Origin of the sequence: Hwangdonia sp. (assembly GCF_048381975.1) — a bacterium.
In the GTDB taxonomy this organism is placed as follows: Bacteria; Bacteroidota; Bacteroidia; order Flavobacteriales; family Flavobacteriaceae; genus Hwangdonia; species Hwangdonia seohaensis.
Genome location: NZ_JBLWYT010000006.1, coordinates 17,679 through 44,403, shown reverse-complemented (window position 1 = coordinate 44,403; position 26,725 = coordinate 17,679). Strand labels below are relative to the sequence as shown.

Below are 26,725 nucleotides of genomic sequence, written 5' to 3'. Positions count from 1 at the left end.
ATGTGATTTTCGGATTAATACGACTTATATAAAAAATTGCTTAAAACAGTTTATATCCACAACTCTCGCCAACTCAACACAATCACTACCCAACAACCTCCAACTTAGCAAAACGCAACAATAATTTTTTAACGCCACCGTGTTGAAAATTAATTTCGGCTTTAATATCGGCACCTGTGCCTTCAATTTTTAACACCTCGCCCGTACCAAACCGAATGTGTTTTACCACATTTCCAACCACCAATTTACTGTCGAATAAATTGGTGTTTCCGCCCGTTTTAGAAACAGGTTTTAAGTTTTTAGGTGTCGTTACCTGAAACTTTTCTTGAGGTTTCTTTGTGCTGCCTTTTTTTAACACGGCTTTTTTTGCAGGTTTGTATCTAATTTTATTAGGGCTGACTTTGGAGTCTTCCACATCACCAAAAATATCGGCATCCAACATGGGGTTAAATCGGCGTTCTTCAATAGGCGTTACAATATCCAAATACTGCTCGTCTATTTCTTCAATAAAACGGCTGGGTTCAGAATCAATTAGTTTTCCCCAACGGTAACGCGATAAGGCATAAGTTAAATACGCTTGTTTCTCAGCTCGTGTTAACGCCACATAAAAAAGGCGTCGCTCCTCCTCTAGTTCGCTACGTGTGTTCATGCTCATCGCACTTGGGAACAGATCTTCTTCTAAGCCCACAATAAACACATACGGAAATTCCAATCCTTTAGCTAAATGTATTGTCATTAAAGCGACGTGGTCCGCATCACCTTTATCAGCATCCAAATCGGTTGCCAAAGCCACATCTTCTAAAAACTCCGCTAAATTCCCGGTGGTATCGGCAATTTCTTTTTGGCCTTCAACAAAATCTTTCATACCGTTTAAAAGCTCTTCGATATTCTCCATACGGGTCACACCTTCGGGCGTACCGTCTTTATTGAATTCCCGTATTAAACCACTGGTTCGGGTTACGTGTTCTGCCAATTCAAAAACATCGGCCGTTTGGTTTAAAACCTGGAAACTTTCAATAAGCGTTACAAAATTCTGCAGTTTGGTTTTGGTGCCCGAATTCACTTTTACATCGGTTTTATCGATGTTTTTCATCACCTCAAAAATGGTTCGGTTATAGCCATTTGCCGAAACGATAAGCTTGTCCATAGTGGTTTGCCCAATGCCTCGTGGCGGAAAGTTAATGATACGCTTTAAAGCCTCTTCGTCGGCAGGATTGATAATAAGGCGCAAATACGAGAGCACATCTTTTATTTCCTTGCGTTGGTAAAAGGACAATCCGCCATAAATCCGATACTTAATATCGCGTTTACGCAACGCATCCTCAATGGCGCGCGACTGTGCGTTGGTACGGTATAGAATAGCAAAATCACTGTTTTTTAATTGGTGATTCATTTTGTTTTCAAAAATCGTACTGGCCACATAACGGCCTTCATCGCCATCGGTTAGGGAGCGGTGCACTTTTATTTTTTCGCCTTCGTCGTTGGCCGTCCAAACTATTTTTTCAAGCTTGGTTTGATTTTTATCGATTATGGAATTTGCGGCATTGACTATGTTTTTTGTAGAACGATAATTTTGTTCCAATCGGAATACTTTCACATCATCATAATCCTTCTGAAAATTTAAAATATTATTGATGTTCGCGCCACGGAAAGCGTAAATACTTTGGGCGTCATCACCAACGACGCATATATTTTGAAATTTATCCGATAAGGCACGCACGATTAAATACTGCGAATGGTTGGTATCTTGGTACTCATCCACCAAAATATACTTAAATCGGTTTTGGTATTTTGCCAGAACTTCTGGGAAACGCGTTAAGAGTTCATTGGTTTTCAAAAGCAAATCATCAAAATCCATCGCGCCCGCTTTAAAACAACGCTCGACATATTCTTTGTAAATATCGCCCATCCTTGGGCGGCGCGCCATAGCATCGGCTTCTTTTAATTCTGGATTTTGAAAATAAGCACGCACCGTTATCAAACTATTTTTATACGATGAAATTCGCGAGCGCACCTGTTTGTATTTATAAATATCTTTATCAAGACTCATTTCCTTAATAATCGAGGCAATCAATCTATCGGAATCCTGTGTATCGTAAATCGTGAAATTGCTCGGGTAACCCAACTTATCGGCCTCGGAGCGTAAAATTCTGGCAAACACCGAGTGAAAGGTGCCCATCCATAAATTCTTCGCTTCACTGGCGCCAACTATGGTAGCAATACGCTCTTTCATTTCCCGCGCCGCTTTATTGGTAAAGGTTAGCGACAAAATATTAAAAGGGTCAATCCCCTTACTCATCATATAAGCAATGCGATAAGTTAGCACACGCGTTTTACCGGAACCCGCGCCAGCGATAACTATCATGGGGCCTTCAATTTGAATAGTGGGCTCTAATTGCGCGTCGTTTAACTGATTTAAATACTTGTCCAATTCATTTTCATTTTAAGCTGTGAAATTAACCATTGTTAGGCTTTTACCGAAGCTGAATTATCAATAATTATAAACAATTAACACTTATATCTGCTTTAATTAATTTTTGAATATCTTTAGGCTTGAATTTTTAAAATACGCTGGCCTTTAAATATGAAATATCTCTTTTTAATATGTATTTTTTTTGGAATTTTTAAATCTTTCAGTCAAACTAATTTAGAACAACAATTTATAGATATTGAAGAAAAAGTGATTGAATGGCGCAGACATTTCCATGAAAACCCCGAACTTTCAAATAGGGAATTTAAAACTGCCGAAACCATTGCAAACCATTTAAAAAGCTTAGGATTAGAAGTTAAAACCGGTGTGGCGCATACGGGCGTGGTGGCTATTTTAAAAGGAAACAAACCCGGAAAAGTAATTGCCCTACGTGCCGATATTGATGCGTTGCCCGTTACCGAAAGAAATGATTTAGCATTTAAATCTAAGGTAAAAACAACATTTTTAAATACCGAAACCGGAGTGATGCATGCTTGCGGCCACGATACGCACACGGCCATTTTAATGGGCGTTGCCGAAATTCTTTCTAAAAACAAAAACAAAATTAAAGGCACGGTAAAATTTATTTTTCAACCTGCGGAAGAAGGCCCGCCACCGGGTGAAGAAGGTGGCGCAAAACTGATGATTAAAGAAGGTGTACTGGAAAACCCAAAAGTAGATGCTATTTTCGGGTTGCACATTCGCTCGAATTATGAGGTTGGCACCATTCATTATAAAAAAGGCGGCATTATGGCATCGGTTGAGCGTTTTGTAATTAACGTTAAAGGTAAACAGACCCACGGTGGCAGGCCGTGGCAAGGTGTTGACCCCATATTGATTTCGGCAAAAATTATTGGTGGCTTGCAAACCATAATCAGTCGAGAATCCAAATTAGTTGATGAAGCTGCAGTAATTACCGTTGGGAAAATTACCGCTGGCACGCGCTTTAATATCATCCCAGAAACCGCTGAACTTATTGGAACGGTTAGAACTTTAGACCCACAAATGAGGGAGCATATTGAAAAACGCATTACAGAAATGGTTACCACTTTAGCAAAAGCCTATGGTGGCGAGGCTACTATTGATTTTCAGAATTTTACAGCAATTACCTATAACGATGCCGATTTAGTTGATAAGATGCTACCCACGCTACAAAGGGTTGCTGGCACTGAAAACGTGCGTTTAAGAAAAGCAACAACCGGCGGCGAGGATTTTTCGTATTACCAAGAAATTGTTCCCGGGTTTTATTTCTTTTTAGGTGGCATGACACCTGGCAATACTGAGGCGTTCCCACATCACACTCCCGATTTTAAAATTGATGAAAGTGGCTTACTTTTGGGTGTAAAAACATTAACAAATATTACTTTTGATTTTTTAAATAATTAACCAAACACAAAACCACTCAAATTTTTATGGACGCAGAACGTATTATAGATTTATTTTTATTCGCCATTCCATCGTTAATCGTCGGACTTATTGCTTATTATTTTTTTAAAGAACACACTAAAAACGAAGATGGCCGAAGACGCTTTTTATTGAAAAAAGATTTACAGGTATCGGCAATGCCATTACGCCTTCAAGCCTATGAAAGACTCGCTTTATTTTTAGAGCGGATTTCACCCAACAAATTAATGATTCGAGTATCACCAATTACTTCAAATAAAGATGATTACGAGCAGTTACTTATACAAAATATTGAACAAGAAATGGAGCACAATTTATCGCAGCAAATTTATGTGAGCGAGAAATGTTGGAGCATTATTTCAGCTGCAAAAAGCGCCACGATTCAATTGATACGAAAAGCGAGTTTACTCGAAAAAACCGATACCGCCAACAAACTAAGGGAAGTGGTTTTAACCGAAATGATGGAACGACGGGCACCAAGCGATGCTGCCTTGTCTTTTATAAAAGAAGAGGTTTCAGATTTATGGTAAGCTGTCTTGCATACGCAACTCATTAGAACGCGCTTCCTCGGCTTTTTGCTTGGCATAAAAATAACCCTGTTGCCACCAAGAGGTCATTAATTTTTTATTGAAAATCAAAGAGTTTTCAGTAAGTTTTGATGGTGTATAATACAAGTTAAGCTTTACGTCTTTATTTTTTGCTGCCAATTTTCCTATAAGAATATCACTGCGCTCGACCTGATCCAATAGATGTCCAAATAAATTCAACATTAAAGAAAAGGGGTTTTTCCCAAGCACTTTATTGTACGCCATACTTTCAGATTCCAAAATAATGGCATCAATTTCTGTGGCGCCCCTTAAAATAGCTTCACGAATGGGCACCACACAACCAAAAGCACCATCGGCATATTCAAAGCCGTTCTTTTTTACCAAAGACATAAAAGGAATGTAATTGCACGAAATCCAAATCCAATCGCAAAACTCTTCATAATTAAAGTCTTTTATCGATTTATATTCCACTCGGTTTTTAGAAAGATTGGAAACCGTAACCACCACATCGTCTTTAGTTTCGCGTATCAATTTAAATTCATCGTAGGTAAAATGTTTTTTCAAATAACGCCTCAACGCTTTACTTTCGCCAAAGGTCCGTTTCATCTTTATAAATTGCCAAAGTGAATTTATAAAGTCTATCGACACAAACTCCCTGTCTCCTTTTTTACGAACCACAAATGGATTTACACTAAAAATATTGCTTTGGTTGACGTTGGTAAATACCTGATGGATTTTATCAATCTTTCCAACTGCCAAGTGCGGAATCAACAAGCTTCCGGTAGATGTTCCTAAATACATATCGTATTCCCTACCTTCTTCTTTAATTAAATATTCGGCAACACCGCCCGCGTAAGCGCCTTTACTACCTCCTCCGGAAATGACCAATGCTTTCATATTTAATTTTCTATCTGGTTAAGTTCTTCATTTTTAAATTTGGCGAAATTATATCCACCCTGCCACCATTCCGTCATTTTTTCTTTGTCAAATATCAATGAATTTGTGGTTAAAACCGTTGGCGCATAATAAAAATTAATGATTGCGTTATTGTGCGACGCTACAAACTTACCGATTTTTATATTTTGCGACTCAATACGATCGAGCATAAAACTAAACATATTTGTAATTAATGAAAAAGGGTTTTTTGAGGGCATTCTGTTTAATAGCGTCGTTTCGGTTTGTAAAATAATGGCATCGACTTCTTTAGCTCCGCGTCGAATGGCTTCTTCAATGGGCACCATATTTCCCATACCACCATCGGCATATTCGCATCCATTTATTTTGTACAAACTCATAAATGGGGTGTAATTGCACGATACCCAAATCCAATCTATAAACTCTAAATAATCAAATTCTTTTAAGGATTTGTACTCGACCTGATTGAGCGATAAATTAGAAACCGTGACCACAATATCCAAACCCGAATTTTTTAATTCCAAAAACTCTTCTTTTAACAAGGTTTCCTTAATCAATCGTCTTAAGCTATAACTTTCACCAAAGGTTTTGCTTCCTCTAATAAAGTTTAAAACGACGCTTAAATGCCTAATTCCTATGTTTTGTACACCGTGTTTTTTCTTGATTACAAAAGGGCAAACATCAAAAATACTATCGGTTGTTACATTGGTGTAAACACTTTTTATTTTATCTATTTTGTTAAGCGCCAAATGCGACACCAACAAACTCCCTGTTGAAGTGCCAATAAACAATTGATATTGACGTTTTAAATCTTCAATTAAATACTGAGCAACGCCACCCGCAAATGCACCTTTACTACCTCCTCCCGAAATGACCAATGCTCTCATTTTAATTTTTAATGTAAATATAAATAAGAACGAAGATATAAAGGAAATAATCAAATTAAAGTTATGTGGTACGGGTGTGAAAAAAATTACATCCCCGATAATGGGGGTTTTGCAGAAAAACCAAATTGTTATGAACAACAAAATTGAACAGATTGCCACAGTTCGATTGCGCTAAGTGCAGGCTCAAAAAAGTAGGATTCGCAATGCAGAACTTTATTGCCATCTAGTTTTTAATAGCCATGTTTTTCAGTAAATCTTTTGCAAACTTTGAAAACCGCCAATTATGATGCGTGGTGGCTTCTTTTAAATTTTCTTGACAATCATCTCCACAAGACTGAATCCATGCCAAATAGCGAAATGCATTCATTCTGACTTCAAAACCGTATTTAGAACTTGAGTAATCCAACAACTCATTATAGTAAAGTTGATTGTTTTCTGGCTCAAAATCATCGCTTATTAAAGCTAAAGTCAACCACAGCATTCTCACATTTTTATCGCTAAAACCGATAATTCCTTTTGTTTTATTTAGATATTTCTTTTGGTCTTTTGGGAAATTATTCCATAAATTGAATAGTGCTATTTCTATGGTGATATAAGATTTATCATTTAAAAGCGATTCGTAGTCTGCTTTTAATTCCAAAGGGATATCACGCATTGTTCTAGCTATGGCTTGACGGACTTTTAAACTTTTATTAAAAAATGTAGATTTAGAAATATTGCTTCCTAATTGCTCTACTATCCTTCCCTTCAAAAACTCATCACTTGTAACCAATAATATTGTTTTACAAGCTTCAGGGTAACCATCACAGTCAATTGGATAATATCTGTCAAAAGATACCGGATAACCACTATGTATTAAATTATTTAAAATGATATTCTTAAAAAATCTTTTCTCTATTTCATCGTAATTAAGGCTTTTACTTTTAAGCCAAAACTCAACAAACTCACTTAAATCCTCTCCACTAGCCTTCTCAACTTCATTTATAAAATCATTGGTTTCAACATTTTTAAATTGATGCTTCTTTAAATAGTTCTTAATTGCCTTCTTAAAAGCCTTATCACCAACACGTTCTCTTAAAATATGCAACACCCAAGCGCCTTTTTTATAAAACGTTGTGCTACTCGACTTAGGGTCTAAAAGCGAGGTGCTTCCTCCTGCTTTATCTTGTTCTAACAATTCTTGAGCGTATTCGTATAATCGCCAATAGTAATAATCGTCTCCAAAAATATCGCGTTCTGCCAATAACGCGTAATAGGTTGCAAAACCCTCTTGGAGCCAATGGTGCGTGCCGGATTTTGCCGTAACCAAATTTCCAAACCACTGGTGCGCTAATTCGTGCGCATTGACGTTTACGTAGTTTTTATCGACAAACCCAATAGAATCTATCACAAAAGAATCCGCAAAAATGGTAGTTCCCGTGTTTTCCATTCCGGCATACAGAAAATCTTTTACGGGCACTTGTTTGTAGTTTTGCCAGGGATACGGCACACCGATTTCCTCTTCCAGAAAATCGAACATCTGCCTAGTGTAACGATAGGTAGGCTCAAACTTTAAAATATCTTCCGGATAATAATACATTTCCAAAGGAATTCCGCTTTTTGCGTATTCAACCTTTTTATCGTATTTGCCAATAGCCAAAGCGACTAAATAACTGGACATGGGTTTTTGCATATCGTAGTGCCATGTTGTAGATGATTTGTTGATTCGTTTATCTGTTAATTCCCCATTAGAAATTACCCGATAATCATTTTGAAAAGTGATAGATAAATCGAATTCAATCTTTTCATTCATATCGTCAATACTCGGCAGCCAGTTACTCGTGTATTTGCCTTGTCCTTGCGTCCACACCTGCCCTTTTTGGTGATTGAGCTTCTCGAAATCACCGCTTTCATTTTCCCAATCAATAAAATACATGGCTTTTTTAGGGGTTGTTTCCCAAATAACATCAATTTTATGTTTACCATTTGCTTTAAAAGGATGTTTTATAATCAGCTGTTTTCCGTTGTACAAGCTATCTTCAAACCGTTCATCTAATTGGTATTTAATGTTGTCAAAATCTTTAGCATCAATAAAAATGGAATCGATATTTTTTAAAATTTCAAATTCATAAGTAACACGTCCCCTAAGTTCTTTTTTCTTTAAATCCCCAAAAACAATTTCAGCTTTAGCACTTTTAAAATCAACATATTCAGCTTGTTGAGAGAACCCAAAAAAACCAATAAAAAACAAAAAAAGAACCACTAAGTTTTTCATATTTAAACCACAACAAGTATTAGACCAAAATAGCACTTTTAATCTTAATTGAAATACACTAAATTCGCTTTTATGAGTGTTAACCTTCAAACTCCCATTGATTATTTAAAAGGCGTTGGCCCAAATCGTGCCGAATTGTTGCGCAAGGAGTTGGGCATTTACACATATCAGGATTTAATCAACTTATTTCCAAATAGATATATTGACCGAACACAGTATTACAAAATCAACCAATTGCAACGCAATAATGCCGATGTACAGGTTATTGGCAAAATAACTGGGTTTAAGGAGGTGGCACAAAAACGGGGAAAACGCTTGGTGGCGACCTTTCAAGACGATACCGGCACCATGGAACTGGTTTGGTTTAGAGGCCATAAGTGGATTCGAGAAAGCTTAAAACCAAACAAACCTTATGTGGCGTTTGGCAAAACCAATTGGTTTAGCGGGAAATTTAATATGGCCCATCCCGATTTGGAGCTATTGGAAGACCACGAAAAAAACTTAAGTTCAGGGATGCAGGCTATTTATCCGTCCACCGAAAAATTATCAAATAAAGGGATTAGCAATCGGGTGATGAGCAAAATCATGCAACAATTATTTTTAGAAACCCAAGGACGATTTGCCGAAACCTTATCGGAAAATTTGCTTTCCGAATTAAAATTAATTTCAAAAAAAGAGGCGCTATTTAATGTGCATTTTCCGAAGGACCAAAGCCTACTTTCCAAGGCTCAATATCGATTGAAATTCGAGGAATTATTTTATATTCAATTGCAATTGATTCTGAAAAACCTCATCCATAAATCCAAAATTAAAGGTTTTCCTTTTGAAAAAGTTGGCGATTATTTCAATACTTTTTTTTCAACCCATTTGCCCTTCGAATTAACCAATGCACAGAAACGCGTTTTAAAAGAAATTCGTGCCGATTTAGGTAGCAATGCCCAAATGAATCGACTATTGCAAGGGGATGTGGGTTCCGGCAAGACCATAGTCGCGCTCATGTCAATGTTAATAGCACTTGACAACGGTTTTCAGGCGTGTTTAATGGCGCCGACTGAAATTTTGTCAGTCCAACACTATAACGGATTAGTCAAGCAATGTAAAAGCCTAAATATCAGTATTAAACTATTAACAGGTTCAACTAAAACTTCAGATAGAAAAAAAATTCATGAATCATTAGAAAATGGCCAATTACAGATACTTATCGGCACCCATGCCCTACTTGAAGATAAGGTAAAATTTAAGAATTTGGGACTCGCCATTATCGATGAACAACATCGTTTTGGGGTAGCGCAACGATCAAAATTATGGAAGAAAAACACCTCGCCTCCCCACGTTTTGGTAATGACCGCCACACCAATTCCACGAACCTTGGCCATGTCGCTTTATGGCGATTTGGACATCTCTGTAATTGACCAATTACCCCCCGGACGAAAGCCTGTAAAAACGGTTCATCGATTCGATAAAAACCGACTGAATGTATTCCGGTTTATCCGAGATGAAATCGATAAAGGCAGACAGATTTATATCGTCTATCCGTTAATTCAAGAAAGTTCGGCCATGGATTATAAAGATTTGATGGATGGTTACGAAAGTATTTCCAGAGACTTCCCTATGCCAAAATATCAAATTTCCATTGTTCACGGAAAAATGAAACCTGCCGATAAAGATTACGAAATGCAGCGTTTTATAAAGGGCGAAACCCAAATTATGGTAGCCACAACGGTTATTGAGGTTGGTGTTAACGTACCCAATGCCTCGGTGATGATTATTGAGAGTGCAGAACGTTTTGGCCTATCGCAACTCCATCAATTGCGCGGTCGTGTGGGGCGTGGTGCAGAACAAAGCTATTGTATTTTAATGACTGGCCATAAACTGAGTAACGATAGCAAAACGCGCTTAGAAACCATGGTTAAAACCAATGATGGCTTTGAAATTGCCGAAGTAGATTTGCGTTTACGTGGTCCCGGAGACCTTATGGGAACCCAACAAAGTGGGGTTTTAAATTTAAAAATTGCCGATATTATCAGGGACAACGATATTTTACAAAGTGCCAGGTTTTATGCTAAAAAGGTGCTTCAAAACGATCCGGCGCTATCAAAACCGCAAAACGTGGTTTTGCTTAACACGTACAAACAATTGGGCAAATACAAGAATATTTGGAATTATATTAGTTAAAAAGCCCAATCGGATGGGATTGAGCCTTAAAAACTGATTGTAGTTTGATTGATGATTTTTGATTGATGATTCTTTTACATGACCCCCAACTCTTTTAAAAGCTTTTCTGAATTGGCCTTGACATTGGCTGGCGGATTAAGCGACAACGACTTTTTTAAATTTTTAATGGCATTTTTGTTATCGCCCATAATTTTATAACACTCGCCCAAACTGTCGTAACAATTCGCATTATTTGGGTTGTTGGCAATGTTTTGTTTAAAGTATTTTAAAGCCCGTTCAAAATCCTTTGCAGCAATCATTTGATACCCCAAATTATTCAATTGATTGGTGTTTGCCATGGCCGCAGCTACATCCATCAATGCAGCATATTCGTCTGTTTTTCCTAGTTTATTAAGTATTTGCCCTTTAAGCGCTACATTATTAAACGTTTTTTGACTAAAGAATTGTCCAGCAATAGCGGTATCAACCCAACTTAAAGCTTCATTAAGATCACCGCCGTTGTTTAAGGCGAAACGTGCCGCTTGTTCCCAGTTTTGACGTTGGAATCCATCCTGACCTTTAAATTTGGTTCTAAAATCGTTCAACACAATATCCGTAACATCAAATGAAACATTAATGGGGAATCCTTTTTTCTCCCAAGCCAAAGTTGCCGTTGCAGAATTCGCATCAACATTATTAAATTCAAAGGTCAGTAATTCGTGATGCGGCACGGTAATCGTTTTAATATCGGCCCGTAAAGCATCTTTACTTTTATCGTAGAAAAAACTACCCCAAGCTTCTGCATCGTACGATAAAATAAGGGTTGCGGTATCGTCCGCTTTCACTTCTAAATGCAAACCGTAAGTCCCCGCTTTTATAGGTTTGCCTTCAACTTTGGCATCATGCGTAAACGTAATGGTAGTGTTTTCGTTGGCCCCAGCACGCCATGGCGCCTCGGTGGCCGTACCGAAACCAAGGTTATTCATGCCATAAGGCACTAATTTCCCCCAGACTTCCCGACCGTTTACACTTGGTCTTGAATAGGATATTGAAACATCTGAAACACCTACACGCTGCGAAACCGTTGCCTGTTGGCTACCTCGCGGTGTGTTTAATTGGGCAAATGCACTGAAACTAAAAGTAAGCACCAGTAGCATACAAAATGTGGTAAGTTTGTTGTTTTTCATTTTTGATTGTCTTTAGTTTGTATCTCAAGGTAGACACAAATTAAAACCGTTGGTGTTAGCGTTTTGTTAAAGAAACGCAGGCAACTGTTAATTAACTATTTATTAAGAAGAATTTACAGCACAAAACATCTCAATGAGATTGCTTAAATTTGCTAGCCCTATATAAAAAAAAGAATGATACACATTCACGAAAAAACATTACAGGATTTAGAATTTTCTAACGTTTTACAGCAGGTCAGCGAGCATTGCGTTACACCATTGGGGAACGATGAAGCGCTTAAAATCTCACCTTTTAAGAAAAAAGAAGCGCTGCAAGTCGCTTTGCAATTAACCAATGAGTATTTATCTTCTTTTTACAACGACAACCGTATTCCGAACCACGGTTTTGATACGATTGCGAAAGAAATTAAGCTGTTACGCATTGAAAACACCTATCTTGAAGTGCATAGCTTAAAGAAAATTGTATCGATTTCATTGACCACAAACGACATTGTCAACTATTTAAAAAAGTTTGAAGAATACTATCCGGGATTGCACGAATACGCTTCGCATATTGAAGTCACCAAAGTTATTATTGAAAAAGTAGATGCCATTGTTGACCGTTTTGGCGATATAAAAGACAAGGCCTCAACGCTGCTTTTCGATTTACGACAAGCCATAAATAAAATAAAAGGCAAAATAAACGCCACCTTTTCAACCGCTTTAAACACCTATCACAACCTTGAATATTTAGATGATATTCGCGAATCGGTAGTCGATAACAAACGTGTGTTGGCCGTAAAGGCGATGTACAGACGCAAAGTTAAAGGCGCTATAATGGGTGGCAGCAAAACAGGCAGCATAGTTTATATCGAGCCCGAAACCACTTTGCAACATTCGCGCGAGCTTAATAATTTGGAATACGAAGAACACGAAGAAGTGATTCGTATTTTAAAAGAGGTGACTAATTTTATACGTCCGTTTTTACCTTTATTGGAACAGTATCAAGATTTTTTAATTCAATTGGATGTGATTTCCGCGAAAGCGAAATACGCCAAATCCATGAACGGAATCCTTCCCGAAATTACCGAAGACCGAAGCATGTTTTTGCGCGATGCCTATCACCCTCTACTCTATTTGAATAACTTAGAAAAGAAGGAAACCACATTTCCGCAGACTATAGAACTTAAACAAGACAGTAGGATTATTGTTATTTCCGGCCCCAATGCCGGCGGAAAAAGCATCACCTTAAAAACTGTTGGTTTGCTGCAAGTTATGCTGCAAAGTGGTATGCTAATTCCGGTACACGAACGCAGTAAGGTTTGTTTATTTGATAGGATTTTAAGCGATATTGGCGACAATCAATCTATTGAAAACCACTTAAGCACTTATAGTTATCGCTTAAAGCAAATGAATTATTTTTTGAAGAAGTGTAATAAAAACACGCTTTTTTTAATTGATGAATTTGGCACCGGCAGCGACCCGGAATTGGGCGGTGCTTTGGCTGAAACTTTTTTAGAGGAATTTTATCATCGTGAAGCTTTCGGCATCATAACTACGCATTATTCCAACCTAAAAATACTGGCCAACGAGCTACCTTTTATGCTGAACGCCAATATGTTATTTGACGAGCGCACATTGGAGCCCCTTTTTAAACTCGTTATCGGTCAAGCCGGAAGCAGTTTTACCTTTGAAGTGGCACAGAAAAACGGTATTCCGTACAGTTTAATCAATCGCGCCAAAAAGAAGATTGAACGCAGCAAAATCCGCTTTGATGCCACCATTGCTAAGCTTCAAAAAGAACGCTCTAAACTTGAAAAAACAGGGCAATCGTTAAAACTAAATGAAAAGAAAAAGCTTGAAGAAGCCGATAAATTAGAGGAAATCAATGCGAAAATCCAAAAGAAATTGGAAAGCTACCAAGAGTTGTACGATAGCAATCAACGCTTAATATATCTCGGACAAAAACTAAACGATATAGCCGAAAAATATTTTGAAAACAAGCAAAAAAAACCTTTAATGGACGAGTTTTTTAAACTGGTTCAAATAGAAAATTCCAAACGCAAAAAAGTTTCCGCGAAAGCGAAAAAAGCAATCAAGGCAAAAGAGAAACAAGTAAAACAAGAGGCCGAAAAAAAAGTGGAGGTTATTAGAAAAAAGAAAAAGGCCGCCAAACAAAAAGCCATTGCAGAGCCCAAACAAAAAGCCGTATTAAAAGTGGGCGACCGCGTTAGGATGGAGGATGGACGCGCCATTGGTAGCATTGACAAAATTGAAAAAAACAAAGCCACAGTTAACTATGGCTTGTTTACTACCAACGTAAGTTTAGAGCAGTTGGAATTGGTTGAGGCAAAAAAATAACAGCCAGCACCAAGTTGTTGAATCTACAACTTTAGGTGCCAACTGTATTGACTAAAAATAATGTACTTATTAATAAATTCTCCAGAAATAATAATAGGCCCTAAACTCACTACCTGGTAATTCTTCTAAATCTATACGTACATAATCAATATCATCTTTATCCAGATTACCATCATTATTTATATCCATTATTTGATTTACATCCTTTAAATACACCTTCCTCGTTTCTTTCCCAAAATATTCCGGATCAAAAGCCCCGTTACTTTCATAAAACTCTGCATAGAGCTTAATATAATCATTATTAACATCCGGCTTATAGAGTTCTACTTCTGCAAACTTATTATTAATGCCCACAAATTGATCTTCTTCAACCTCTAATGCCGGATCTGAGTTGTAGTGTTTTTTAAATTCCTCAACAACCTCTCCTCCTTGATAGATACCAATTTCTATGTCTCCGTAAATCTCTAAATTGTTTTCACCTTCATGCTTTTTAGGTTTAATGCCATGCAACCCAATATAAAATCTTTGATATGCTTCATAACAGGTTCTTATATTATATTCACTAGACAGTACCACGTTAGCCACTGGAAACCCTTTTCTAACATACCTTAGCGTATATCCTAATGGCGCACCAGGTGAATCGATTGAATACTCACCTCCCTCAGTGATATAATTGTACACACCTTCTGGTCCGGTAACAACTTGTGCCGCATCACCAGAAGAACCTCCAACAACCAAAGCTTTAACAGTTGAACTGTTCCAAAAGCTCTGATGCTCACCTTGTCCGTTTACTTCCCCTCCTGAAAAAGCCGCGTTAAATGCTGCTTGTGTATCTGTAAACTTAGAGTTAGTCTCAACAGTATATATTAACATACGCCCGTATTTTACTGATGAAACAATTACAGGGCTTGTAGAATTTAAATTGGGAACATCTGTAAACAGTTTCCCTGGGTTTTCACTCTCCTCGATTGTTAAATCGATAGTATAGTATACCTGCAAATACTTGATAATATACTTATATTTTTTTTCTGAGCTATTGAAGTTAAATGACCCTGAGACACTATTTTTTCCTTTGGTATAGCTTGCTCCTAGAGCAATATTTAAGTGTTCCTCTGAATAAACTTCTTCTGTAGTAAAATTAACTTTTGCTGCTGTAGAACCTGTTACACCTTGTTGCAACATATCTTTTACACCTTCTCTAACCGTATTAATATTAGGATTTTCAATACGAGCAGAAGGCTTACCATTTAAGTTTTCTAATGAAACAGATAAGGTTATTGGGGCTCTACCCCCAGTAATACCAATATATTCTCCAGTAGGAATAGATTCGCCTTTTAGCATAGCGCCCGGATAAATAACATCACTGGTAGGATCTAACAAAATCATTTCACTAAAACCAGGCGACATTTTATATTTTTTTACAACACACTCATTAGTTTGTCCGTCGCGTTCTGGATTACTTTCTTCTATAAGTTCTACTCCCGAAACTTCTGGTTGATTAAATTCTGATAAACCTGCCAATAAATCGTTTATAGTTTGTATGATTTCACCTGAGGCCTTTCCATTATCAACACTTTCCTCACTACATCCTGTGAAGGAAAATAGTGTAAGAACAAAAAGTGTTGTGTAAATACTTTTTTTGATTGTTAATAGCTTTGTTTTCATAATTTCTAATTTTTGTGATTCAACACTTCAAAACTAGATAGGAATGCAACTGAAAACTAATTTTTGGTATGGACAAAGTATGGACAAGGTAGTTTTTACTATTATGGACAAGTTGAAAACCGTAACTAAAAATAAAAAATCAAATAAGTGAAAATCACATACTTAACACAATATTAAGTTTCCTAATGGCTAAAAATTCATAGACACACTATGGACGTAGCACAAATCAAAAAATAGACATATACTATTTTTAATATATTTAAAAATTACCTTTGTAATAGCTTAATTAACTTAATTATGAAAAAATCAACCTCACTTTTATTACTTTTTGCTTTAATTATTTATCCGCTTAATGCACAAAACACAACATTTATAGACAGTCTTAAAAAACAACTTTCAACTCAAAAAGATAATTCAATTGAGAAAGTAAATACGCTAACTTGGTTACATGAAAAATTAATGTTTTCAAAACCAGAAGAAGCTAAATCCTATGCTGATGAAGTTTTATCAATATCAAAAAAAATTAATTACGATGAAGGAATTGCAAAAGGCTATATGCATTTGGGACATTACTTTAGTAATAGAAGTAAAAATGATTCGGCATTATATTACTTACAGAAAGCTAAAGAAAAATTTACTGATTTAGAAAAAACCAGAGGTGTCATTTTTATAAATCATTCTTTGTCTGACATCATGAAAATTAAAGGTAACTATGATGAAGCCATCAAATTAGCAAAAGATAATTTAAACTTAATTTTAAATAATCCAGAACCCAAAAAACTTCAATTTAAACTTATTGGAGGGCAACATGCACTAATTTCAAACATTTACATAAAAAAAGGAAATTACAATATAGCTCTAACCGAAGCTTTAACTGCTTTAAAGTATTTTGAAGAAATTAATCACTTAACACGAAAAGCTGATGTTTTAAAACAAATAGGAGATATTGAACTGATATTAAATAATCCCTCATCAGCTAAAGCATATTTTAATCAGGCTATAAAAATTTATGAAGATTTTGATGATAAAATGTATATGGCCTATGCGTATAACTCGAAAGGACAAGCCAATAAATCATTAGGTATGATTGACAATGCTTTTGAAGATCAAGATCGTGCAGTAGCTTTAGCACGAGAGATTAATGATAAATCATCCTTAAGTGGAGCTTTGATAGATTTAGGTGCATTATACACCATTAAAAACGATTTAAAAAAAGCAAATAAAGTTTTAGATGAAGCTAATAAACTGAGTAAAGAAGAGGATATAAAACAAAATATTATTTATAGTTATTTAGGGCTCTCTGAAGTTATGCATAAGAATAATAAACCAAATGAAGCATTAAAAAAACTTGAAAAAGCCATTTCTATTGCCAAATCCATAGAAGCATTACCAGGACTCCAAGATTTGTATGATTATAAATCTAAAATTTTAGAATCCATCAATAAAAACAAAGAAGCCATTTTCTATTTAAAAGCATCACAAAGTATTAACGACTCCCTTTTTAGTATAAAAAAATCACAACAAATTGAAGAGCTAAAAACCATCTACGCAACCGAAAAAAAAGAAACAGAAATAGCTTTACAAGAAGAAGAAATTAAAACACTTAATGTACAAGCCAAAAATGACAAACTCACAAAAACAGTTTATGGCATTGGTATGTTTTCATTTATCGCCATTGCTGGACTAATCTTTTTTAGTTTTAAACAGCGTATTAAGAAAAACAGAATAGCACGTGAAAAACAAGAGGAAATTTTAAAAAATGAAATAGCCTTTAAAAAGAAAGAGCTGGCATCGCAAACCCTTCATCTCGTTCAAAAAAACACGTTTATTCAAGAACTTAAAGAGAATTTAGAGAAAATAAAGCAATCACCCGAATTATTTAAAGTGGAATTTAGGCGGCTGGTCCTGCTGCTTAAAAAAGAAAGTGCCGAAGATAAAGATTGGGAGATTTTTAAATCCTATTTCTCTGAAGTGCACAACAACTTTGATATTAAACTGAAAGAAATTTATGCAGACATCACTGAAAAGGAAATTCGCCTAGCGTCTTTTTTACGTATGAATCTGTCCACCAAAGAAATTGCCTCTATGCTTAATGTGCTGCCAGAAAGCGTTTTGAAATCGAAATACCGACTAAAAAAGAAACTAAATCTAAACAAAGAAACCGATTTAAATGGGTTTTTAAATAGCCTATAAAGCCGTATCTTTGACCTATGAATTTCGGGCTTCCTAAAGACAAAAAACTAATCCTGTTTGATGGTGTTTGCAACCTATGCAACAACAGTGTGCAATATGTTATAAAACACGATAAAAACAATCAATTTATGTTTACTGCTTTACAAAGTGATGTTGGCAAAGCGGTTATTGAAGCCTATAATATAGATACAAAAAAAACGGATTCCATATTGCTTTACACACCCGAAAAAGGTATTGATTATAAAAGTACGGCAGCATTAAAAATAGCTTCAAAATTAGGGTTTCCCATTAATACAATTAGTGTTTTTTTTATTGTCCCCACCTTTATTCGCAATTGGGCTTACGATTACATAGCCAAAAACAGGTATAAATGGTATGGTAAAAAGGAGGCATGTATGATTCCCACACCCGAATTAAAGAGCAAATTTTTGGAGTAAGTATGTTTAAAAACAAGACTTTTGCAACCAAAAACCTAAAAAAATGACTATAAATTTTAACTAAAAAAGAACATCCTAAAAAAAGCAATTATTAATTGTGCATTATTAATTATTAATTATCTTTGCAGCCAATTTCGGGTCAACCTCTGGCGAGAATCGTGAATGTTGTTCTGAATTAACAATCAATTAAATTTAAAGATATGGAATCTTTAGTAAAATTTGTTCAAGACGAATTTGTAACAAGAAAAGATTTACCGGAATTTGCAGCTGGTGACACAATTACGGTTTATTACGAAATTAGAGAGGGCGAAAAAGTTCGTACTCAGTTTTTTAGAGGTGTTGTAATTCAACGCAGAGGATCTGGTTCATCAGAGACTTTTACAATTAGAAAAATGTCTGGTACCATTGGTGTAGAGCGTATCTTCCCAGTTAATTTACCGGCATTGCAAAAAATAGAAGTTAATAAGCGTGGCGCTGTTCGTAGAGCTAGAATCTTCTACTTTAGAGGACTTACTGGTAAGAAAGCTAGAATTAGAGAACGCAGACGTTAGTAATATTTTTACCAAAACATATAAAGCCTTGACATTTGTCAGGGCTTTTTTTATTAACTTTTGTTAATAAGTGCTGTTTATAAGTGGTTGATATCTAAACGCTTAAAAATTTTTGTTTTTTAAAATGTGGTTATATATTAGCAAAAGAAATTAATAGCAACCTCGGTTGATTTCGTTTAAAAGCGAATTTATATTAAGGTCTAAAATAGAGTAACGTTCTTTATATATAATTGTTTTTTGAGGTTTGGATGTGCCACGTGTATGCGTGTGTGAGCAGAAAACCATGACGCTGTAAAAAGTCCCAGATGCGCAAGTAGATGGAATCTAGTGCAGCCGAAAGCTTGAAAAAGTAGTCGTAACCGAAAGGGAACGCTATTAATAAAGCAATGCTTGGAGTTTACCAATCGTGAAAATAGGTGGTTAACTGCAATGTATCAAGAAAAACAATTTACTGAAGCATTTTGGTAATAGGTCAATACATTTTGAAAATTACAACACAAAATGTTTCATTGAAATAATAGTGCTTGAATTGAAAAGGTTTTATGAAAATTAAAACCACCTTAGTAGCAATACTAATAGATCACGTAACGTTATTTCAAAGAAAGCCATGTCAGAGTAGATTAGATTCTACAGTGATATGGCTTTTGTTTTTTTATAATTTCAACACTTCTTTTTTATCAATTTCTTACAGGTCTTATACTTTTTTAGCATTCTAACAAATCCGTAAAAACTACTCAGTTTCGTCAAGATATTAAAATTCAATTTTTGTATATTCGCATCGCGAAAAACGTTAGCGTTAATTCTACACCAATTATTCGAGTAATAAATCTTTAAAAATCACAAGTTGAATGTCTAAAATTATCTATACAAAAACTGATGAAGCTCCAGCACTAGCAACCCGTTCTTTTTTACCAATTGTAAAGACTTTTGTTAAATCGTCGGGAATTGATATTGAAACCAAGGATATTTCTTTAGCCGCAAGAATTTTATCAACTTTTCCAGATTTTATAAATGAGGACCAACGCGTTTCAGACGATTTGGCTTTTTTAGGAGAATTAGCCAAACAACCTGAAGCCAATATTATAAAACTACCAAATATTAGTGCATCAATTCCGCAATTAACAGCGGCGATAACAGAGTTGCAATCGCAAGGTTTTGGCATTCCTAATTATCCGGACGAGCCCAAAACCGATTCAGAAAAAGACATACAATCGCGTTACGATAAAATTAAAGGTAGCGCAGTAAATCCTGTGCTACGGGAAGGAAACTCAGACAGACGTGCACCAAAAGCCGTAAAAAACTACGCCAAAAAAAACCCGCATTCCATGGGTGCATGGGCCAGCGATTCTAAAACCCATGTAGCAACAATGAGCCATGGCGATTTTGCGCATAATGAGAAATCAGTGACGTTGGAAAACGCTACAACTGTAAAAATAGAACATACCGATACCAAAGGGAACACCACCATTTTGAAAGACAACCTTGCATTGCTACAAGGGGAAATTATTGATGCGTCGGTAATGAGCAAAAGCGCTTTATTACAGTTTTTAGAAGAACAAATTGAAGATGCTAAAACTAAGAAAGTATTGTTTTCATTACATATGAAAGCCACAATGATGAAGGTTTCAGACCCCATTATTTTTGGTCATGCGGTGCGTATCTTCTTTAAAGATGTTTTTGCCAAACATGAGGAAACCTTCGAAAAAATTGGTGTTGACGTCAATAATGGTTTTGGAGATTTGCTCAGCGATTTAAAAAAATTACCCGAGGCTAAGCGTAAAGAAATTGAAGCCGATATTGATGCTGCCTATAAAAACAGGCCAGATTTAGCTATGGTTAATAGCGATAAAGGCATTACCAATTTACACGTGCCCAGTGACGTTATTATTGACGCTTCTATGCCGGCCATGATTCGTACATCCGGTCAAATGTGGAATGCAGAAGGTAAGCAACAAGACACCAAAGCCGTAATTCCGGATAGTAGTTACGCAGGCATTTACACTGCGACTATCGATTTTTGTAAAAAACACGGTGCTTTCGACCCAACAACCATGGGAACCGTTCCCAATGTTGGATTGATGGCTCAAAAAGCCGAAGAATACGGATCGCACGATAAAACTTTTGAAATCCCTTCAAACGGTACCGTACGTGTTATTGACGCATCGGGCAAAACCTTAATTGACCACACTGTTGAGGCCGGAGACATCTGGCGTATGTGCCAAGTTAAGGATGCTCCAATTCAAGATTGGGTTAAATTAGCCGTTACGCGCGCAAGGGCATCTCAAACACCGGCCGTTTTTTGGTTGGACAAAAACAGAGCACATGACGCCGAACTTATTAAAAAAGTAAATACCTATTTAAAAGATCACGATACAAACGGATTGGACATAAGAATATTATCGCCAACCGATGCCACCATTTTTACTTGTGAAAGATTGAAGGCTGGCAAAGACACCATTTCGGTTTCCGGTAATGTTTTACGGGATTATTTAACCGATTTATTCCCCATTCTTGAAGTTGGAACCAGTGCAAAAATGTTATCGATTGTACCATTAATGAATGGTGGCGGATTGTTTGAAACCGGTGCGGGTGGTTCGGCACCAAAACACGTACAACAATTGCTAAAAGAAAACCACTTGCGTTGGGATTCTTTGGGTGAATTTTTAGCACTTGCCGTTTCATTAGAGCATTTTAGCGAAGTAAACCATAACGCAAAAGCTAAAATATTAAGTGAGACTTTAGATGATGCCACCGAAAAACTGTTAGAAAACAGAAAAGGTCCATCGCGTAAAGCTGGCGAATTAGACAATAGAGGAAGCCATTTTTATTTAGCGTTGTATTGGGCACAAGAATTGGCTAATCAAAATAACGATAAAGCATTAAAAGAAGAGTTTTCAAAATTGGCAAAACAATTAGCTGATAACGAAACTGCTATTATTAACGAATTAACCGAGGTTCAAGGCAAACCCGCAAATATTGGCGGTTACTACGAGCCAGACGAAACTTTAATAAACCAAGTGATGCGACCAAGCAAAACGCTTAACAGTATCATTTAACATACATGGATATATTTTGTTAAAAGCCCCTAAAATTAGGGGCTTTTTTTTATTTTTATAAAAAATCGTTTTATGAAACACCTTGTGTTTTGGGCGGCTACTGCCCTATTCTTTTGTAATCTCTCCCTAAATGCACAAGAAAAGTTTACTTTAAGCGGTATCATTTCAGAAGAAAAAAGCAACGAAACCCTCATTGGTGTTAACATTATCTTTCCAGAAACGGGATCCGGAACCACAACCAACGCCTACGGTTTTTACTCCATTACTTTACCAAAAGGCACGTATTCGGTAATTGTAAGCTACTTGGGCTATACTACGATAACTGAAACCATCGAACTGAACAGCGACATTACAAAACATATAAGTTTGGTTGAATCTCTTGAAAATTTAGACACAGTCATCATCACCGAAAACATTGAAAAACTAAGTATAAAAAACCCGCAAATGAGTGTTAATACCTTAACCTCAAGCACTATTAAAGACATTCCTGTCGTTTTAGGCGAAGCCGATATTATTAAAGCTATTACCTTGTTACCAGGTGTTACCAATGCTGGCGAAGCTTCATCTGGTTTTAATGTGAGAGGCGGTTCGGCAGACCAAAATCTGATTCTTTTGGATGAGGCGACCATTTACAACTCCTCTCACCTGTTTGGTTTCTTTTCGGTTTTTAATCCGGATGCCATTAAAGATTTGCGCTTATTTAAAGGTGGTATTCCAGCCCGTTATGGCGGTCGGGTTTCGTCGGTTTTGGATATTTATCAAAAAGAGGGAAACAGTAAAGCGTTTCATTTAAATGGTGGCATTGGCATTGTTGCGAGCAGATTACTTGCCGAAGGACCGATTGAAAAAGACAAAGGATCTTTCCTTTTTGGAGGCAGATCGAGTTATGCACATTTGTTTTTACCGCTTTTCGACATTAATAACATTGCCTATTTTTATGATTTGAACACCAAACTGAGCTATAAGCTAAACGACCGGAATAACATTTATTTATCCGGATATTTTGGTAGAGATGTGTTTAGAATTGAGGACTCCTTTGAAAACACCTATGGCAATTCGGTATTGAATTTTAGATGGAATCATTTGTTTTCAGACAAATTATTTTCTAATTTATCTTTAATCTACTCTGATTATTATTACAATTTAAAGCTCAGTTTTGTTGAGTTTGATTGGATTTCCGGCATCCAGAATTTCAACATTAAATACGATTTAAAACACTATTTAAACGATACATTTAAACTGCAGTACGGGTTAAATAGCATCTACTACAAGTTTAATCCTGGAGAAATAAATCCCACGGTGGAGACTTCGGGCATCAACCCGTTTAAACTTATAGATAAATATGCTTTTGAAAACGCTTTGTATGTAGATGCCGAACATAAAGTTTCAGATAAACTGGCTCTGTCGTACGGTTTAAGGTTTAGTTCGTTTTTTCGGTTAGGGCAAGACGAACTTAATGTTTACGCGAATAATCAACCTGTAGTTTTTAATGAAGATTTTCAAATTTACGAAAAGGCAAATCCTACCGATACAGAAGCGTTTAAGCGTAGCGATGTTATTGCTAAATTCTTCAACTTAGAACCGCGTTTTTCAGCAGCGTATCAAATCAATTCAAATAGTTCTGTAAAAGGGAGCTATAACCGTATGAGTCAATATTTACATTTATTATCGAATACCAACTCGCCCACACCATTGGATGTTTGGACGCCCAGTGGGAAATATGTTAAACCTCAATTGTTAGACCAATACGCTTTGGGTTACTTTAAAAATTTTAAAAATGATGTGTATTCATTGGAAATTGAGACTTTTTATAAAACCATAAAAAACAGGATAGACTATATTGATGGTGCCGATTTAATTGCAAACAACGCCATTGAACAGGTAATTCTTAATGGCAAAGCAAGAGCTTACGGATTGGAGTTTTTATTGAGAAAAAACAAAGGTCGATTTAAAGGCTGGTTGGCTTACACGCTTTCAAAATCCGAACAACAAACAACAGGCAGAACGCCAAATGAGTTAGGCATTAACAACGGTAATTGGTACAACACGCCTTACGATAAAACCCACGACATCTCTTTAACGGGAAGCTTTAAATTGAATGACAAATGGGAAATTAACTCCAATTTTCTGTTCCAAACTGGGCAGCCGGCAACATTTCCAAACGGGCAATATGTTTACAATGGCATTAATATTCCCAATTACGGCGCACGAAATAAAAACAGATTACCGGCGTACAACCGATTAGATGTTTCGTTAAAATATCAACCAAAACAATCAGAAAACAAAAGGTGGAAAAGCCATTGGGTTTTTGGGGTTTACAATATTTATAATCGTAAAAATGCCACCTCAATAAATTTTAGTCAAAGCAAAACAACAGGGTCAAACGAAGCGACACGTTTATCCATATTCGGCATCGTTCCATCGATATCTTATAATTTTAAACTATAGGTTTATGAAACAATTACTATTTACATTATTAATAAACACTTTACTTTTGTCGTGCGAAGATGTTATTCAAGTAGATTTGGAAACGGCCGAAACCAGAATGGTTATTGATGCCTCTTTAAATTGGGAAAAAGGCACCAACGGTAACATGCAACAAATTAAATTATCGCTCACCGCGCCTTTTTTTGATGATAATATTCCACCTGCAACCGGAGCTATTGTAACCGTGACCGATACAAATAATAATACGTTTAATTTTATTGAAGATGGCACAACGGGCATTTACAATAACAATATGTTCATCCCTGTAATTAATGGTGAATATACGTTAAGCATTATCTACGAAAACGATAGGTATCTCGCCACAGAAACACTTAAACCGGTAACTCCAATTGAATTTATAGAGCAAAAAAACGACGGTGGTTTTGCAGGCGACGAAATAGAAATTAAAGCCTTTTATACTGATCCAAAAGATATTGAAAACTTTTATTTATTCGAATTCAGAAAACCCGCCTTAAATACGATAAATCTTGAAGTTTACGATGATGAATTTACAGACGGCAATCAGATTTTTGCTTTTTATTCGGACGAAAACCTTTCAAGCGGCGACTTGTTGGAAATTATCAGTTATGGTATTTCCAGTCGTACTTACAACTATTTGAATATTTTGCTTCAACAAACCGATAACGAATCCGGCGATCCTTTTGAAGCCCAACCAGCAACCGTTAGAGGCAATTGTATAAATGTAACCAACCCAAACAACTATCCCTTGGGCTATTTTAGGGTTTCAGAGACCCACATTTTTTCTTACGTCGTGGATTGAGGTTTTAATTTGTAATTTACTACTATGGCTTAATTTTTGATGCATTGTTAAATGAATTGTAATTTTTTAAGACGATATTAACTAAAATAAAATCTTACAAACAACAATTTTATTTACTTTTATCAACAACCAATCAAGACATAAAATAATATGAATAAAAAAAGAATCGCTTACGTAATTGGCGCAATCGTTTTAATAGTTGTTTCCTATTCGTTTTTTAGTTCCAATACCGATAAAGACGTTTCGCTTACCGCCAAAGTTGTAAAAGGAACCTTTTTAAATGAAGTGCTTATTTCTGGTGAAGCACAATCTACAAGCTCAAAAAAAATTAACGGCCCTACTAATGCTAGGAGATTTGGTATTTTTAATATAAAAATACAAGATTTAGTTCCCGAAGGCACCATTGTAAAAAAGGGAGATTATATTGGCAAGCTAGATGTATCTGAACTTAACGGAAAAATACTTGATGCCCAATTAAATTTGGATAAAGCCCAATCTAGATTCACGCAACAACAACTAGATACCACACTTACCCTAAAACAAGAACGCAATTCCATTAAGGACTTATTATTCAATATAGAAGAAGACAGCTTAGAATTAGAGCGTTCAATTTATGAGCCGCCAGCAACCATAAGATCCTTAGAAATAAAAATTGAAAAAACAGCACGGGATTTAAAAGAAAAAAAAGCAGACTATTCCATAAAAAAGAGGCAAGCCAATGCTAGAATGATTGAGGTGGGCACGGAGGTTTCCAAAATCTCTAAACGCATTGAAGAATTAATGCAGTTGCAAAAAGAATTTACTATTCATTCCGATGACGATGGGATGGTAACTTATATAAGAGAATGGAACGGCACAAAAAAGAAAGTAGGCTCTACGGTATCACCATGGGAACCTGCTATTGCCAGTTTGCCCGATTTAACCAAAATGGAATCAAGAACCTATAGCAATGAGGTTGACATTAGAAAGATTAAAAAAGACCTGCCAGTAAAAATAGGCTTTGATGCTTTCCCCGATATTGAGCTTGACGGTATTGTAACCGAGGTTGCCAATGTGGGAGAAACCAAAGCAGGTTCTGATATTAAACTTTTTCAGGTTTTAATAAAACTAAATGAAACCAACGAGAATATAAGACCTGGCATGACAACATCCAACAAAATACTAATTGATAAAAAGGAAGATGTTTTAATGATTCCTCTGGAAGCCGTTTTTGCCAAGGATTCCATTAGTTACGCCTATGTAAAATCCGGATTGGCCATTGATAAAAAACAAGTTGAGTTAGGGCCATCAAATAACGAAGTTGTAATTGTTCAAAAAGGATTGAAAGAAAATGATATTGTTTATTTAAATAGACCCATAGATTTAGATAATAAAAGTATAACGCTGTTGAAATAAG

The 26,725-nt window shown here is 36.1% G+C and carries 17 protein-coding genes; 11 read left to right on the top strand and 6 right to left on the bottom strand.

Annotation, left to right across the window (positions count from 1 at the left end; genetic code table 11):
• Positions 1–85 precede the first annotated feature (85 nt).
• Positions 86–2,431: an ATP-dependent helicase gene (locus ACN5J7_RS11530; RefSeq protein WP_418604009.1), complete on the bottom strand. Its 2,346-nt coding sequence runs from the start codon at positions 2,429–2,431 to the stop codon at positions 86–88.
• A 153-nt stretch (positions 2,432–2,584) separates the two neighbouring features.
• Between ACN5J7_RS11530 and ACN5J7_RS11525 the strand changes: the two genes are divergently transcribed.
• Both ACN5J7_RS11525 and ACN5J7_RS11520 read left to right on the top strand, forming a co-directional pair.
• A complete protein-coding gene (locus ACN5J7_RS11525) occupies positions 2,585–3,856 on the top strand; it encodes an amidohydrolase (protein ID WP_418604008.1) in 1,272 nt (423 codons plus the stop codon).
• Between the two features lie 26 nt (positions 3,857–3,882).
• A complete protein-coding gene (locus tag ACN5J7_RS11520; RefSeq protein WP_311937604.1) occupies positions 3,883–4,404 on the top strand; it encodes a hypothetical protein in 522 nt (173 codons plus the stop codon).
• Here ACN5J7_RS11520 and ACN5J7_RS11515 read toward each other — a convergent pair.
• The 3 genes from ACN5J7_RS11515 to ACN5J7_RS11505 all read right to left on the bottom strand — a co-directional run bounded on the left by ACN5J7_RS11515 (position 4,396) and on the right by ACN5J7_RS11505 (position 8,478).
• On the bottom strand, positions 4,396–5,319 hold the full coding sequence (locus ACN5J7_RS11515; RefSeq protein ID WP_311937601.1) for a patatin-like phospholipase family protein: 924 nt from the start codon (positions 5,317–5,319) through the stop codon (positions 4,396–4,398). The genes ACN5J7_RS11520 and ACN5J7_RS11515 overlap by 9 nt on opposite strands.
• Positions 5,320–5,321: 2 nt before the next feature.
• Positions 5,322–6,224 carry a patatin-like phospholipase family protein gene (locus tag ACN5J7_RS11510; protein WP_418604007.1) on the bottom strand — a complete coding sequence of 301 codons (903 nt, stop codon included), beginning with the start codon at positions 6,222–6,224 and terminating at the stop codon, positions 5,322–5,324.
• 223 nt (positions 6,225–6,447) lie between these two features.
• Complete coding sequence (locus ACN5J7_RS11505; protein ID WP_418604006.1) at positions 6,448–8,478, bottom strand: M1 family metallopeptidase; 2,031 nt, start codon at positions 8,476–8,478, stop codon at positions 6,448–6,450.
• A 72-nt stretch (positions 8,479–8,550) separates the two neighbouring features.
• On the opposite strand from ACN5J7_RS11505, the gene recG reads away from it, so the two are divergent.
• Positions 8,551–10,653, top strand: coding sequence for an ATP-dependent DNA helicase RecG (gene recG / locus ACN5J7_RS11500; protein ID WP_418604005.1), 2,103 nt, complete (start codon positions 8,551–8,553; stop codon positions 10,651–10,653).
• Between the two features lie 74 nt (positions 10,654–10,727).
• Here recG and ACN5J7_RS11495 read toward each other — a convergent pair whose 3' ends face one another.
• Positions 10,728–11,819, bottom strand: a complete 1,092-nt coding sequence (locus ACN5J7_RS11495) for a DUF2911 domain-containing protein (protein ID WP_418604004.1) — start codon at positions 11,817–11,819, stop codon at positions 10,728–10,730.
• A gap of 174 nt (positions 11,820–11,993) precedes the next feature.
• Between ACN5J7_RS11495 and ACN5J7_RS11490 the strand changes: the two genes are divergently transcribed.
• Positions 11,994–14,159 carry an endonuclease MutS2 gene (locus ACN5J7_RS11490; RefSeq protein ID WP_418604003.1) on the top strand — a complete coding sequence of 722 codons (2,166 nt, stop codon included), beginning with the start codon at positions 11,994–11,996 and terminating at the stop codon, positions 14,157–14,159.
• Between the two features lie 69 nt (positions 14,160–14,228).
• On the opposite strand, the gene ACN5J7_RS11485 is transcribed toward ACN5J7_RS11490, so the two are convergent.
• Positions 14,229–15,824 carry a thiol-activated cytolysin family protein gene (locus ACN5J7_RS11485; protein ID WP_418604002.1) on the bottom strand — a complete coding sequence of 532 codons (1,596 nt, stop codon included), beginning with the start codon at positions 15,822–15,824 and terminating at the stop codon, positions 14,229–14,231.
• A 297-nt stretch (positions 15,825–16,121) separates the two neighbouring features.
• Here ACN5J7_RS11485 and ACN5J7_RS11480 point away from each other — a divergent pair, with 297 nt between their 5' ends.
• The 7 genes from ACN5J7_RS11480 to ACN5J7_RS11450 all read left to right on the top strand — a co-directional run bounded on the left by ACN5J7_RS11480 (position 16,122) and on the right by ACN5J7_RS11450 (position 26,724).
• The gene (locus ACN5J7_RS11480; protein ID WP_418604001.1) at positions 16,122–18,017 is read left to right on the top strand and encodes a tetratricopeptide repeat protein; all 1,896 of its coding nucleotides are present in this window, start codon (positions 16,122–16,124) and stop codon (positions 18,015–18,017) included.
• 17 nt (positions 18,018–18,034) lie between these two features.
• Positions 18,035–18,454: a thiol-disulfide oxidoreductase DCC family protein gene (locus ACN5J7_RS11475; RefSeq protein WP_311937577.1), complete on the top strand. Its 420-nt coding sequence runs from the start codon at positions 18,035–18,037 to the stop codon at positions 18,452–18,454.
• Between the two features lie 200 nt (positions 18,455–18,654).
• Complete coding sequence (gene rplS / locus ACN5J7_RS11470) at positions 18,655–19,005, top strand: 50S ribosomal protein L19 (RefSeq protein ID WP_311937574.1); 351 nt, start codon at positions 18,655–18,657, stop codon at positions 19,003–19,005.
• Between the two features lie 848 nt (positions 19,006–19,853).
• Positions 19,854–22,061 carry an NADP-dependent isocitrate dehydrogenase gene (locus tag ACN5J7_RS11465; RefSeq protein WP_311937572.1) on the top strand — a complete coding sequence of 736 codons (2,208 nt, stop codon included), beginning with the start codon at positions 19,854–19,856 and terminating at the stop codon, positions 22,059–22,061.
• A 72-nt stretch (positions 22,062–22,133) separates the two neighbouring features.
• Positions 22,134–24,509 carry a TonB-dependent receptor gene (locus tag ACN5J7_RS11460; protein ID WP_311937570.1) on the top strand — a complete coding sequence of 792 codons (2,376 nt, stop codon included), beginning with the start codon at positions 22,134–22,136 and terminating at the stop codon, positions 24,507–24,509.
• A gap of 4 nt (positions 24,510–24,513) precedes the next feature.
• Complete coding sequence (locus tag ACN5J7_RS11455) at positions 24,514–25,329, top strand: DUF4249 domain-containing protein (protein WP_418604000.1); 816 nt, start codon at positions 24,514–24,516, stop codon at positions 25,327–25,329.
• 150 nt (positions 25,330–25,479) lie between these two features.
• Positions 25,480–26,724 (top strand): RND transporter, encoded by a 1,245-nt coding sequence (locus ACN5J7_RS11450; RefSeq protein WP_311937566.1) that lies wholly within the window; start codon positions 25,480–25,482, stop codon positions 26,722–26,724.
• Position 26,725: the final 1 nt, after the last annotated feature.